The 12,899-nt window shown below is 69.4% G+C and carries 11 protein-coding genes; 2 read left to right on the top strand and 9 right to left on the bottom strand.

All coding sequences use genetic code 11. The features are described from left to right. Positions 1–550: 550 nt before the first annotated feature. The 7 genes from FNV62_RS45020 to FNV62_RS44990 form a co-directional block, all read right to left on the bottom strand. Entirely contained in the window at positions 551–2,290 is a 1,740-nt protein-coding gene (locus FNV62_RS45020; RefSeq protein WP_144316571.1) for an RICIN domain-containing protein, read from the bottom strand. Positions 2,291–2,370: 80 nt separating this feature from the next. Continuing rightward, on the bottom strand, positions 2,371–4,518 hold the full coding sequence (locus FNV62_RS45015) for a beta-galactosidase (protein WP_144316167.1): 2,148 nt from the start codon (positions 4,516–4,518) through the stop codon (positions 2,371–2,373). A 36-nt stretch (positions 4,519–4,554) separates the two neighbouring features. Further along, complete coding sequence (locus FNV62_RS45010) at positions 4,555–5,490, bottom strand: carbohydrate ABC transporter permease (RefSeq protein ID WP_144316166.1); 936 nt, start codon at positions 5,488–5,490, stop codon at positions 4,555–4,557. After that, positions 5,487–6,419: a carbohydrate ABC transporter permease gene (locus FNV62_RS45005; RefSeq protein ID WP_143603992.1), complete on the bottom strand. Its 933-nt coding sequence runs from the start codon at positions 6,417–6,419 to the stop codon at positions 5,487–5,489. Before FNV62_RS45005 ends, FNV62_RS45010 begins: the two co-directional genes overlap by 4 nt. Before the next feature lie 2 nt (positions 6,420–6,421). Beyond that, entirely contained in the window at positions 6,422–7,831 is a 1,410-nt protein-coding gene (locus tag FNV62_RS45000) for an ABC transporter substrate-binding protein (protein WP_144316165.1), read from the bottom strand. 366 nt (positions 7,832–8,197) lie between these two features. Continuing rightward, positions 8,198–9,241 carry a LacI family DNA-binding transcriptional regulator gene (locus tag FNV62_RS44995; protein ID WP_054231664.1) on the bottom strand — a complete coding sequence of 348 codons (1,044 nt, stop codon included), beginning with the start codon at positions 9,239–9,241 and terminating at the stop codon, positions 8,198–8,200. A gap of 274 nt (positions 9,242–9,515) precedes the next feature. Then, a complete protein-coding gene (locus FNV62_RS44990) occupies positions 9,516–9,899 on the bottom strand; it encodes a hypothetical protein (protein WP_144316164.1) in 384 nt (127 codons plus the stop codon). 355 nt (positions 9,900–10,254) lie between these two features. Between FNV62_RS44990 and FNV62_RS44985 the strand changes: the two genes are divergently transcribed. Further along, on the top strand, positions 10,255–10,758 hold the full coding sequence (locus FNV62_RS44985; RefSeq protein WP_097287601.1) for a hypothetical protein: 504 nt from the start codon (positions 10,255–10,257) through the stop codon (positions 10,756–10,758). Here the strand turns inward: FNV62_RS44985 and FNV62_RS56240 are convergent. Beyond that, complete coding sequence (locus FNV62_RS56240) at positions 10,661–10,987, bottom strand: helix-turn-helix domain-containing protein (RefSeq protein ID WP_225900921.1); 327 nt, start codon at positions 10,985–10,987, stop codon at positions 10,661–10,663. The genes FNV62_RS44985 and FNV62_RS56240 overlap by 98 nt on opposite strands. A 172-nt stretch (positions 10,988–11,159) precedes the next feature. Between FNV62_RS56240 and FNV62_RS44975 the strand changes: the two genes are divergently transcribed. Next, a complete protein-coding gene (locus tag FNV62_RS44975) occupies positions 11,160–12,212 on the top strand; it encodes an MBL fold metallo-hydrolase (RefSeq protein ID WP_144316163.1) in 1,053 nt (350 codons plus the stop codon). Here FNV62_RS44975 and FNV62_RS44970 read toward each other — a convergent pair. Continuing rightward, positions 12,209–12,892, bottom strand: coding sequence for a helix-turn-helix transcriptional regulator (locus FNV62_RS44970; RefSeq protein ID WP_225900612.1), 684 nt, complete (start codon positions 12,890–12,892; stop codon positions 12,209–12,211). The genes FNV62_RS44975 and FNV62_RS44970 overlap by 4 nt on opposite strands. Positions 12,893–12,899: the final 7 nt, after the last annotated feature.

Below are 12,899 nucleotides of genomic sequence, written 5' to 3'. Positions count from 1 at the left end.
ACGGGCTTCACAGAGGCGTCCGGCACGCCTCCGCCCCTCTCTGCACCACTTGCGCCTGGCGGCCACTTCGCAAGGTCGACGGCACCACCACCGAGGTCACGGTGTTCCCCGGCCGGTCCCACCTGATGCCCGCCCAGGACGGCCGGCAGGAGATCGTCGATCACGCCTCGGCTGGCCGCTCGCCCACTCCTGACACTCCAGCCTCTTCCTGCGGGGTGGCGGCAGGTTTTCGCGGGTCGCGCCGCGGCGGCCCACACCACCGGTGGGTGCCGGCCGGCCGCAGCATCGAAAGGCCGAGCAAGTTCAACTTCCCATCATCACCTACGTGTTCACGCGCCGATCTGGTCAAGGTGGCGACGCCAGGCCGTCGCCCGCGGCGCACCGCAGATCGAACGTCCTACGGTGCGGCCAAGGCCGCCATCAGGGGACGTCCTCAGTCCGACCGAACCACTTCACCGCTACGGCTCCCTTTACCCGCCGACCGCACACCTGGGACACCCTGAGGCTCCGCCGGCAGGGGCGGAGCCTCTCGGTGGCCTGGTTGAGGGGGCTACTGGACGAGTTCCCAGTCCTGCGAGCCGTCCGTGAGCGCGTTCTCCAAGGTGAGCGGCGCGCCGTCGGACGGGCCGGTCAGGTACAGGTTCGTGTTCCTGACCGACTGGAGCTTGTAGAACCCGTCGGTGGTCTTGACGAGGTTCCAGCTGCCGGTGGCGCTGTTGTCGACCCACTGACCGATCCGCTGCCCGGCCGTCGCGTTGCCGGTCCAGACGGCCGCCGCGCGGCCGCCGGACTTGTTCAGCAGGGTCACGCCGCCGTTCGGCTCGGTCACCACGTGCCAGTGCTGGGTGTCCGGGTTCGCCGCGGAGCCGGGGGCCTCCAGGACGACGTCGGGGACGTCCGCGTTGCCGATGTTCGCGTCGTTGGTCTTGTTCCCGGTGCCGATCACCTGGCCGGTCCTGCGGTTCACCAACTGGTAGTAGGCGCCGCCCGATTGGCCGAGGTCGACCTCGGCGTAGGCGATCGTGGAGGTGCCCTGGTTGTTGAGGATCGCGATACGGCCCGTGCCGTCGACGTACTGCAGGCTACGGCTGTAACCGGCCTTCGAGGTGGTCTGGTACTCCTTCCACGTACCGTCGCTGCGTCCACTCTCGTTGACCCACACATTGCCGCTGCCGGCCGCGTTGTAGACCAGGCGTCCCCCGGGAAGCCTGATGACGACCGGGCTGCCGCCCGTCGCGAGCGGCCGGGAACCGGTGTCGACCGGCAGTGAGGTGACGGCTTCGCCGGTCGGGGAACCTCGGTAGAACTGCAGCGGGTTGTCGGCGACCACGTACCTGGTGTTGGCTCCGCCGCCCCAGTACTCGAAGGTGAGGAGCCACTTGCCGTCCGCGGTGCGGACGACGTTCGCCATGCCCGGCCGCCCGCCGCCGATCTGTGTCCTGCCGCCTCCCACGCTCTGGGTCAGGCCCGCGATGTCGACGACGGGAACGCTCCACTGCGCACTGCGCCCGTCCCAGGTCCTATGGGCGAGGATCTGGCCGTGCGAGTCGGTGGCGGTGGTGTTGGCGGGGTCGAGGGTCGGGACGCCGGTGGTCGCGTTGAAGCCGGTGTAGTCGTTCTCGTCCGAGTAGTAGCACACGAGTTGGCCCTGATAGACCATCAGATACGGCTCCCAGACGGGGTCCACCTGCTGGTGTGTGTTGGCGGCGGCGATGTTCTGGCCGATCGCGCCCGCGCTGCCGCCCTGCCAGCCGCCGGTCGCGATGACGTTGACGACCTTCCAGGACGCGCCCTCGTCGGTGCTGGAGTACAGCGCGATGGCGAGGTCGCCGCGGTCGCCGTCGTTGGAGGGTGTCCAGCTGGGGTCGGCCGCCTTGTGCTCACGGTAGTACTGGTCGTCGCCCGACACGACACTCGCCAGGAGCAGCGTGCCCTGCTTCAGGTTCCCGACGTCCTGCGGCAGCGTGTAGAGGTACGGGTTCGTCCAGTTGCTGGTGTACTTCGCGTACTGGCGGTCGCTGGAGAGGTACGCGGGAGCCTTGACCTCCGACAGCGGCTGCCAGGTCGTACCGTGGTCGTCGCTCTTGTAGACCGGGAGGGTCTGCCTGTCGGCGCTGCCCGTCGCCGCTACGACGGTGGACTTCTCGAACGACGCGACCAGGCGTCCGCTCGGCAGTTGCGCCGACTTCGGGTAGACGGCGCAGTTGCCGCGCCCCTTCAGGCACGGTTCGTTGCCGAGCTGGTAGAGGATCCCGCCCGTCGGGTTGTAGGCCTGCGCACCGGTGGTCATGGGTATGGCCAGTATCGCGGCTGCCGCGATGAACGTGCCCAGTGCCTTGGCCGCTCTTCTTCCCTGCACAGCTTGCACGGCTACTCCTTCGGGGAGACGAGTACGCGTACGTCCCACGGGCCGAGGTCCAGCACGGTGCCCGCGGGCAGGAGGGTGCCGTTCAGGGCGTCGGCGAGGTTCACCGGAGCGGGGACGCTCGTGGGCTGCCAGCTCCAGTTGTGGACGATGTGGACGCGGCGGCCGTCGGGCGCTGTGCCGGTCGTCGCGGTGACGGACGCCGGCAGGTCACGCCACGCGCTGCGGGAGGCCGGCGCCATCCAGGCGGCCAGCGCCCGGGCGAGGTCGCGGCCGGGCACGGTGCCGACGCAGGTGACGCGGCCTTCGCCGTGGCGGCGGGTGGTGATGGCGGGAAAGCGGCCGAAGTGCGGGTGCTCGTAGGTGGCGAGGACGTCGGCGTCGGTGACGGTGAGGCCGTCGGCCCAGTGCGTCGCCGTCGCGGTCTCGGGCAGTGGGAGGGGGCTGTCCGGTGCGGCGTGGACCGGGAGGGCGTGGGTGAGGTTGCTGAATTCGTCGTACGTCACTCCCGCGGCGCCGGTGAGGCGGGCGGGGGCCGCCTCGTGCCGGGCCCGGGCCTCCTGGTCGGCGTAGCCCGTGCGGGGGCCCAGGACCAGGTGGCCGCCGGCGTGGGCGTAGGCGGCGAGCCAGTCGAGGGTGGTGTCCTCGGCGAGGTACAGGGCGGGGACGACGAGGACGGGGTGGCGGTGCGCGGCCTCGTGGGGGGCCATGCCTTCCCGCTGGCCGCGCGGGTCGTGCAGTTGGCGGGCGTGGACGATGCGGACCTGCCGTCCGGCGTCGAAGGCGCCGCGGTAGAAGGGGTCGAGGATGCGGTGGTAGGCGGTCGGGTCCGGTGCGCCGTCGGAGGTCGCGAGGGGCGGGTGCTTCTGCATCAGCCACTTGCTGGGGGTGGAGTAGACGATCGTGACGTCGGCATCGGGTTCGAGCCCCGCGACGAGCGGCCCTACGGCCTCGAACTCCTTACCCAGCCGGGCCAGTTCGGCGTACGTGCGGCCCGGTCGGCCGCTGTGCGGCAGAACGCCGCCCCAGTAGGTCTCCGCGCCGAAGCGCAGGGTCTGCCACTGCCAGTACTCGATCATGCGGGCCCCGCGGCCGACGAGGGCCCAGGCTGCCTGGCGCCACTGGCCGTCGTAGGCGGGGCGGTTGTCCCACGCGTAGCCGATGGAGGAGGCGTTGGTCTCGGTGACCAGGAACGGTTCCTGCCGGGAGGAGAACATCCAGTCGGCGGTCTGGTACAGCGACCAGACGCCGGTGCTCTGCCACTTCTGCTCGTGGTCGTCCGGTGTCGGGTCGGGCAGGAGCAGGCCGTCCTGCATGGCGTAGTAGGGGTTGCCGGTGGCGATGTCGAGGCGGTCGGTGAGCTCGTCGTCCTCCACGGCGGGGCGGGTGTAGGAGATGCAGGTGGTGACGAACTGCCCGGGGCGGGCGTACTCGCGGACGAGGTCGGCCTGCCAGCCGATGAACTCGGTGCACTGGCGGGCCTGGAACTCCCGCCAGGCGACGTCGTATTGGGGCTGCACGTTGCCGTCGGGCGTCCACAGGTCGGCCCAGGTGGACAGGCGGTGGGACCAGTAGACCAGGCCCCATTCGCGGTTGAGGGTCTCGACGTCGCCGTACTTGGCGCGCAGGTGGTCGGTGAAGCGCTGGAAGACGCCGTGGTTGTGGAAGAGCTCCAGGCCCGGTTCGTTGTCGACCTGGAAGCCGATGACGGCCGGGTGGCCGGCGTACCGGGCGACGATCTTGCGGATGATCCGCTCGGCGTGGAAGCGGAAGGCGGGGTGGGTGAAGTCCACTTCCTGGCGGGCGCCCCAGCCGATGCGTTCGCCGGTGCGCCGCTCGCCGGTGATCTCCGGGTACTGGCGGGCCAGCCACGGCGGTACGGCGTACGTGGGGGTGCCGAGGATGACGGAGATGCCGCGTTCGTGGGCGCCGTCCAGCACCGGCTGGAGCCAGTCGAGTGCGAAGCGGCCGTTCTCGGGTTCCCAGGTCGACCAGACCGACTCGCCGACCCGGATGACGGTGAAGTGCGCGTCGGCCATCAGGTCGAGGTCGGTCTTGAGCTGTTCGTCGGGCCGTACGTCCGGGCCGTAGGCGGGGTGGTACTCGTGGTAGTAGGCAGCGCCGAACAGCACGCGGGCGGGCAGGTCCGCCATGGACAAACCTCCAGGGATTAGGGGGTGTTGGGGGTGCTACTGCTTGACGCCGCCGGTGGCCAGGCCGCTCTGCCAGTACCGCTGGAGCATCAGGAAGGCCAGGACGAGCGGGACGATCGAGATGAGGGAGCCGGTCACGACGAGGGCGAGCATGTCGCTGCTGGCTCCGGCGCCGCCGTTCTGCGCCTGGTCGGCCCAGCGGGAGAGCCCGACGGTGATGGGGTACAGGTCCGGGTCGTTGAGCATGATCAGCGGCAGGAAGTAGTTGTTCCAGGTGGCGACGAGCGTGAAGAGGATGACGGTCACCAGGCCGGGGGCCAGCAGCCGCAGCCCGATGGTGAGGAAGATGCGGAGCTCTCCGGCGCCGTCCATGCGGGCGGCCTCGACGAGGCTGTCGGGGACGGCGTCCTCGGCGTAGATCCGCATGAGGTAGAGGCCGAAGGGGCTGATGAGGGAGGGCAGGATGACCGCCCAGGGGGTGTTGACCAGGCCTGCCTTGGCGAAGAGGAGGTAGGTGGGGATCGCCAGCGCGGTGGTCGGGATCATGATGGCGCCGAGGACCAGGTTGAAGGCCGCGCCGTGGCCGCGGAAGCGGTACTTGGCGAACCCGTATCCGGCCGCCGCCGCGAGCAGCGCGGCGCCGAGTGCGCTGGCCCCGGCGTACAGGACCGTGTTGAGCAGCCAGCGCCCGAAGACGCCGTCGTCCTGGGTGAAGGTGGCTTTGATGTTCGACAGCAGTTGCGGGGCGTGCGAGAACCACAGGCCGAAGCTGTTGAACAGGTCCTGGGTGCTCTTGGTGGAGGCGATGAGCAGCCAGAACAGCGGGAGCAGGAAGTAGGCCAGGACGGCCAGCATGGCGATGGTGAGCGGGGTGCTGCGGCGGTGCATCGATGAACGGCGCGGCGGGCGGGCCTCGGCGGGCAGCCGTTTCGCCTTCGACGGGGTGGCGGCTGGGGGCGTCACGGTCGTCATGCGGTCCTCCTGCGGTTCGCGGTGAGCAGGAAGGCGTACGACACGATCACGATGACCAAGCCGAGGATGAAGGACACCGTGGCCGCGTAGTTGGTCTGCTGGCTGATGAAGGCGACGGAGTAGGCGTAGACGTTGGCGGTGTACGAGCTGGTGATGACGTCCGGTGCGACCTTCATCAGCAGGTTCGGTTCATTGAAGAGCTGGAAGCTGCCGATCACCGAGAACAGCAGGGTGAGGGTCAGCGCCGGGCGCAGCGCGGGGAGTTTGATGGACCAGGCGATGCGCCAGGCGCCTGCGCCGTCCATGGCGGCCGCCTCGTACAGCTCGGCGGGGATGGTGCGCAGGGCGGCGTACAGGATGATCATGTTGTAGCCGACGAACTCCCAGGTGACGATGTTCGCGAGGCTGCCGAGCATCCAGCTGTCGCTGAGGAAGTGCGGGGCCGGCAGGTGGAGGTCGTGGCTGATCTGGGCGAAGGGGCCGAAGTCGGGGCCGTAGAGGTAGCCCCACATGAGGGTGGCGATCACGCTGGGGACGGCGTACGGGACGAAGATGCCGAGGCGGATCACGCGGGCGAGACGCAGCAGGCCGCTGTCGAGGGCGAGTGCGAAGAACAGGGCCAGCAGCAGCATCACCGGGACCTGGATGACGAAGAACAGGGCGACGCGGCCGATGCCTTTGAGGAGGAGGGGGTCTTTGAGGGCGGTGATGTAGTTGTCGAGGCCGACGAAGGTCGAGCCGCCGATGAGTTTCTCCTGGAAGAGGCTCAGGTAGGCGGCGTAGCCGAGCGGGGCGAGGAAGAGCAGCAGGAACAGCGCCATGAACGGGGCGATGAACAGGGCTCCTGCGGTGCCGTGGCGTCGGCGTGGCGTGGACTTCGTGCGGTTCGTGCGGGCGGGCGACGCGGGGGTGGCCGCTGTGGTGGCCATCGTCAGCCTCCCTTGACCGTGAAGCCCTGGCCCTTGGCGAAGGTCGTGATGCGCGACTGCCACGAGCCGAGGGCGCGGACGGTGTCGGTCTTGTCGGCGAGGGACTTGCCGACGGTCTCGGTCCAGTCCGTGGCGACCCGGTCGAGGAACGGCGGCCACTGGAAGGCGGGGTTGACCTGGGTGCTGATGTCCGCGAAGACCTGGTTGACCTTCTGGCCGCCGTAGAAGGCGGGCGTGTCCCCGAGGAAACTCGCCTCCGCGAGCAGGGTCTTGGTCGCCGGGAAGAAGAACTGTTCGGTGGTGAACATCCTGGCGCTTGCGGGGTCGCTGTTGAGGAACTGGGCGAACACCGCCGCCTGGATGGGGTTCTTGGTGGAGCGGATGACCGCGGTGGTCGAGCCGCCCCAGTTGCCCGCGCTGGGCTTGGCGGCGTCCCACTGCGGCAGCGGGGCCGCGCGCCACTTGCCCGCGGTGGCCTTGGCGGAGCCGGACAGGAAGGCCGGGCCCCAGGCGCCGGTGAGCCAGGTGGCGTACTTGCCCTTGTTGAGGGCGGCGTACCAGGAGTCGGTGAAGTCCGGTTCGACGCCGATCACGCCTTCCTTGGCGAGGGCGCCCCAGTACTGGCCGAGTTTCTTCGAGACCGTGTCGTCGACGCTGATGGTGATGTCGCTCTTGCCGGAGGTCACGTACGGCTTGGCGCCCGCCTGCCAGAGCAGGCCGTGCCAGGCGGCGACCTGGTTGGCGGCGAGGTTGGTGAGGTAGACGTCGGGGTCGGCCTTGTGGAGTGTGCGGGCCGCGGCGGCGAACTCGTCCCAGGTGGTGGGGACTTGGATGCCGTGCCGGTCGAAGATGTCCTTGCGGTAGAGCATGCCCATGGGGCCGGTGTCCTGGGGGATCGCCCAGATCTCGCCGCCGCTGCCGGAGACCTGCCCCCAGGTCCAGTCGACGAAGGTGGACTTGAGCGCGGAGGCGCCGTACGGGCGCAGGTCCAGCAGGCTGCCGGTGATGGTGAACGTCGGGATGGCCTGGTACTCGATCTGCACCATGTCCGGGGCGCCGCTGCCGGCCTTCAGCGCGGTGCGCAGCTTGGTGTACTCCGGTGTGCCCTGACCGGCGTTGACGACCTTGATCTTGACGGCCGGGTACTTCTTCTCGAAGAGCGCGACCTCCTTGTCGATGTTCGGGACCCAGGTCCAGAACGTCAGCTGGGTCGGGGTCTTCATGGCCTTGTCGATGTCGGCCTGGCCGACCGGCTTGGCGGAGGAACCGGCGGTGGAGCCGCCATCGCCGCCGCAGGCGGACAGGGTGGCGGCCAGCGACAGCGCGCCCGTGGCGGCGAGGAAGCCCCGGCGGCTCAGGGGTGACGGGCTGGAGGAGAGGCTCGGGAAGGGGCTGGAGAAGGGTCCGGACATGGTGAACTCCCGCGGAAGGGTGTTGAGGACCGGCACACCGGGCGACGGCGTGCTGAAGCTGGATGCGGTGGTGTCAGGCGCGGTGTGGCGTGACGGGCGGGGCCGGGAGGGCGGGCCTGTCAGAGGTCGCGCCGGGGAGGGCGCGAGAGGAAACGGCGGCCGGTGCCGGGCCTGATCGAGGCCCGGGGAGCGGCGGTGGGTACTGCTGAGGAACTGGGCTGGGCTGAGCTGAGCTGGCTTGGGCTGAGTTGAGTTGGGCGGGGGCTGGGCTGGGGCAACGCCGGCAACGGTGGAAGCGGTGGAAGCGGTGGATGGCTCTGGTGGGGCGGACCTCCGTCGGTGAGGGGGACTGCGGTGGCCCGGCGGCTAGCGGGGCGGCGGGGGTGCTGACGAGGCGCGGACGACGAGTTCGACCGGTGGGTCGGTCATCGGCAGCGGGTCGGCCTGCGGGTTCTCGATGGCGTGCACGAGGAGCTTCAGGCCGTCCTGCGCCATGGCGTCGAACGGCTGACGCACCGTGGTCAGCGGCGGGGTCACGTAGGCGGCGACCGGGATGTCGTCGAAGCCGACCACACTGACGTCCTCCGGCACACGCCGCCCGGCTTCCGTCAGCGCGCGGATCAGGCCGATGGCCATGTCGTCGTTGGCGGCGAACACCGCGGTCACACCGGGGTCGGCGAGAAGTTCACGGCCGGCCGCGTAGCCGGAGGCGGCCGACCAGTCGCCCTCGGCGACCGGCGGCTCGGCCCGGCCGTGCGCGGCGAGCGCCTCGCGCCATCCGTCGAGACGGTCCCGGGCGGAGTACCAGCGCTGTGGACCCGCCAGGTGGTGGACGGTGGTGTGCCCCAGCTCCAGCAGGTGCTCGGTGGCCGCCCGCGCCATCTGGCTGGAGACGATGCCGGCCGTCACCACATGGGGGGCGGCGAAGGGCGGGGGTGCGCCGAGGACGAGGACCGGCACATCGACCCGTGCGGAGAGATCCGCGCCGTCCGCCTCGTCGATCGGCTCGGAGATGACGATGCCGTCCACGCCCTGGTCCAGGAGCGAGTCCACGGCCCCGGCGATGCCCGCCCTCTCGCCTTCCATGGTGTTGACCACACGGAGTGCGTAGCCGGTGTCCCGCACGGCACGCTCGACACCCATGAGCAGCGAGGCCGGACCGTAGAGGGCGGTGCCGAGCGTCACCACACCGATGGACCGGGTGCGTCCGGAGGCCAGGGCGCGGGCCGCGTTGTTCGAGCGGTAACCGAGTTCCTCGGCCGCCGCCAGGACGCGGCGACGCACGTCCGCCGAGACGTACGGCTCGTCGTTCATGACACGGGACACCGTCTTCTGCGACACACCCGCCAGGCGCGCCACGTCCACACTGCGCGGCGCGGCTCCCGCGCCGCGTCCTGCCACTGGTGTCATGGTGTCTCCCGATCTTCGGCAGTCGGATCCTAGTCCAGATCCGTTGTATGACTGCGCTGTCATGACTGCGCTGTCATATCTACGCAACGGGGCGGGGCGCGTCAAGACTTCGCGCAACATCTCTGCCGTCCGGAGGGTGCGGGGCGCGAGTGCCCGCCGGTGCCGCCGGGCGCCGATGCGGCCGGTGTCCGGCATGGCGGTGCGGGGCGCGCGGCTCGCACCGCGTGCCCCGCACCGCCCGGGACGACCTTCTTCAGCCCTGCCCTAGCGGCTGCTATTCATTATTGTTGTTGCCGTTGTTTCCACCGATTTTGATGAACTTGACACTCTTGGTCGTCTTGACGACCTTCTTGATCACGACGCCGTCGGAATTCTTGGTTATTTTGGTCGTCTTGGTGATCTTGGTGATCTTGAGGCCGTTGATGGTCAGTTCCTTCTTGACCGTCGTTTTGGTGGTGGTGGTCGTACTGTTCTTGACCAGCCCGGTGATCTCGGCGGCCCGGTGGCCCTGGTGGCTTGCCGTGACCGCGGCCACGGGCCCGGTGTGTGGCGTCGCCGGGGCGGCGAAAGCGCTGGAGGGTATCAGCGCGCCTCCTGCCGCCAGGGCGGTCGAGGCGGCAAGCATCACAAGGCGCTGAGTACGGGAAGTGCGGGTCATGGGAATTCTCCTCCGTGAGAAATAATCGGGGTTTCCGAACAGTCCTGATAATTCGCGGCCATTCGGTGAGGGCCAGCTGCTGTTGAACCGGCCCGCATCTCTATTAGGCACTGGCGGACAAAAGGAGTCATGCCCCTGGAATGCGTGGCAGGAGAACTCGGGACTTGACGGACGACGGCAGCTCCGCTGCGGACGCACGGCACATCAGGGGCACATCAAGGGGCCCGGAGCGGGGGCGGAGCGGGTGCGGGCTAGCCTGGCAGTTCCGGGCTGGATCACCGGCACCTGACCGCCCGATGCCGGCGGAGCACCCCGCCGCTGTCCACCCGGGCCGGACGAGAACGGAGCAGCCGACGTGAGCGACGCCCAAGCCAGCACCCAGGAAGGAGCCGTGTCACCGGCGGCCGATCTGCTCGAGCGGATACGCCGGCACCGGCGCCACACGCTGGAGCTGCTCACCGTCTGCGCCCTCGGTCTTGTCCCGTGGACTGTCCTGCTGGCGATGACGCTGCCGTCCGTGTACGAGGTCCGCCAGTGGCGCGTGACGTGGGTCGGATTCGACGCCCTGCTCATGGTCGCGATGGCGGCCACGGCACTGCTCGGGTGGCTGCGGCACCGCGCTGTGATCGTGTCGGCGACCGCGACGGCGGTGCTGCTGATCTGCGACGCGTGGTTCGACGTGTCGCTCGCTTTCGGCACCGCGGGGGTGTGGCTGTCGGCGGTGCTCGCGGCGTGTGTCGAACTGCCGCTGGCCTTCTACCTCATCCGCCGGGTGATGGGGATGCTCTCGCTGGCGCAGTGGCCCACCGCCAAGACCGCCGCCGACAGCAGCAGACAGCCGGCCCGCCCGGACGCCTGAACTCGCCCCGCCTTCCCGCGGAGGAGACGACCGGCGACGGTTCCTGACTGCGCTCACCGGGCCGCACCCCGGACGCTGCCGGCGGGGCGGGCCCCTGGGAACGCAGCGCTTCCCGCCCGCCGGACGCCCAGGCGCGGCGCCACTGGTCGACCGACTTCTCGCTCACCCGTAACTCCCGGGCGACGCACGGGACTTTTACGTCCTCCTCGAAGAGGTCAGCGGCCCGCATGCACACCTCTTCGCGGCGCTTGCGCTGCTCGGCGGTCAGGCCGCCCTCGTCCGGATACCGCATACTTCCGGGCTACCAGCCACGACGGACCCGGCCACCAGGTCCGACAAAGATCCAGACGCCATGACGCCACGGTCAGTAGCAGCGCTGCGAGGATGAGCGAGGAGACTTCATGCCAGACATCAGCAGGTTCGCACTGGGTCTACGAGCACGGCTGGCGGGAGGGGTCCGGCAACACCCCGTCCTCTCGATCGCCCTCGCGCTCCAACTGACAACAGCCGTGGCGCTGGGTGCTGTGTGGCAAACCAAGATCCGCCACTCCGGAGACCTCAACGACTACCGCGACCTTCTCGTGGACGACCCCGGCGGATCAAGTGGAGCCACGGTCAAGGTGACCTCATTGGGCACCACCATGATGCTCGTCGACGACGGCACCACGCAGATCCTCATCGACGCTTTCATCACCCCGGCCGGCCTTCTCGATGCCGCGCTCGGTCGACCGGTCTCCACGGACCCCGACTCAGTGGACACCGCACTCGACAAGGTGGGCGCGGACCGCGTACGCGCCATCTTCATCTCTCACTCCCACCACGACCACGCGCTGGACGTCGCCTACATCGCCCACCGCACGGGAGCCACCGTCCACGGATCACCGTCCACGTTGAACATCGCCAGGGGTGGCAACGTCCCCGAGGACCGCTTGGCACTTCTGGACCCGGAGAAATCCGTCACGGTGGGCAGCTTCACGGTGCGCACCATCGCCTCCAAACACTCCCCCAACCCGATGGGCGGTGAGGGTGCGACCATTGACAAGCCGCTCCTGCAGCCCGCCCCCATCAGCGCATACAAGGAGGGCGGCACCTACGACTTCCTCGTGGCGGCACCAGAGACGAGCATGCTGTTCAAAGGCTCAGCCAACTGGATCCCCGGCGCGCTCGCCGGAGTCCACGCTGACGCCCTGTTCCTCGGCATCGGCGGTCTCGGACGCGCCGAACAAAGTTTCAGCAAGGACTTCCTCGACGCGACCATCGGCACCGTTCAGCCTGCCATTGTCATCCCCACCCACTGGAACGACTTCTTCTGCCCGGTTCACGAGGGCCTTCCGCTGCAACGCAAACTGATCGACAACACTCCCGCCGCGTTCGACACCGTGCTCGCCCGCACCAAAGCTGACGGCGTCGACATAGGCCTGCTGGAAGCGTTCGCCAGCATCACGATCCACTAATCGGATTCTCGTGGCGGCGGTCTGAGTGAGGTCAGTGCAGTGGGTCGTACTGCGCCGACGGCGGCCGAGCCGAGCAGTAGTTCGGTCAGGTTATGCGGCTGTGCCTGTTCACTGGTCGGAGCCGCTGCTGCGATCCGGTCCAGCCGGAAACCCCGGCCGGCCCGGCGTGTGCGGCACCAGGCGATGAGGTACCAGCGGCCGTCGGCCGTGAGCAATCCGGCCGGTTCCACGACGCGGTCGCTTTCGTGTCCGGCCGCGTCGGTGTAGGACAGCCGCAGCACCAGGTTGTTGGCGAGGGCCTGCTCCACCGCGGTACGGACCTCGCAGTCGCTGCGCGTCGGCAGGGTAACGATCCGCGCGGCGAGTTCCTGCGCCGCCGCCGAGGCGGGGCCGGTCATCGAGGCCGCAATCTTCTGGGCCGCCGTGCGGGCCGCGCCGACGTAGGGGGTGGAGGCGTCGGCCGCGGCGAGCGCAGTAATCAGTGCCGAGGCTTCGTCGGCGGTGAGGCGGACCGGGGGCAGGGTCATCTCCGGATCGATCGACCAGCCGCCGCCTCGCCCGGGTATGGAGCGCACCGGGACACCGGTCTCCAACAGGGTTTGCAGGTCACGCTGCACCGTGCGTGTGCTGATCTCGAACCGCGTGGCGAGCACCGCGACCGTCAGCGGCCGCGGTGCCACCGCGCGG

Source organism: Streptomyces sp. RLB3-17 (assembly GCF_007113425.2).
Taxonomy (GTDB): Bacteria; Actinomycetota; Actinomycetes; order Streptomycetales; family Streptomycetaceae; genus Streptomyces; species Streptomyces mirabilis_D.
Note: the sequence above shows the minus strand (reverse complement) of the source record. Positions and strands in the feature narration are given on the sequence as shown.

What these genes read in the sequence shown, in the direction of transcription:
- FNV62_RS45000 (WP_144316165.1), bottom strand. Translation starts at nt 7,831, where the DNA reads ATGTCCGGACCCTTCTCCAGCCCCTTCCCGAGCCTCTCCTCCAGCCCG.
- FNV62_RS44975 (WP_144316163.1), top strand. Translation starts at nt 11,160, where the DNA reads ATGCCAGACATCAGCAGGTTCGCACTGGGTCTACGAGCACGGCTGGCG.
- FNV62_RS56240 (WP_225900921.1), bottom strand. Translation starts at nt 10,987, where the DNA reads ATGCGGGCCGCTGACCTCTTCGAGGAGGACGTAAAAGTCCCGTGCGTC.
- FNV62_RS45020 (WP_144316571.1), bottom strand. Translation starts at nt 2,290, where the DNA reads ATGACCACCGGTGCGCAGGCCTACAACCCGACGGGCGGGATCCTCTAC.
- FNV62_RS44995 (WP_054231664.1), bottom strand. Translation starts at nt 9,241, where the DNA reads ATGACACCAGTGGCAGGACGCGGCGCGGGAGCCGCGCCGCGCAGTGTG.
- FNV62_RS45015 (WP_144316167.1), bottom strand. Translation starts at nt 4,518, where the DNA reads ATGGCGGACCTGCCCGCCCGCGTGCTGTTCGGCGCTGCCTACTACCAC.
- FNV62_RS44990 (WP_144316164.1), bottom strand. Translation starts at nt 9,899, where the DNA reads ATGACCCGCACTTCCCGTACTCAGCGCCTTGTGATGCTTGCCGCCTCG.
- FNV62_RS45010 (WP_144316166.1), bottom strand. Translation starts at nt 5,490, where the DNA reads ATGACGACCGTGACGCCCCCAGCCGCCACCCCGTCGAAGGCGAAACGG.
- FNV62_RS45005 (WP_143603992.1), bottom strand. Translation starts at nt 6,419, where the DNA reads ATGGCCACCACAGCGGCCACCCCCGCGTCGCCCGCCCGCACGAACCGC.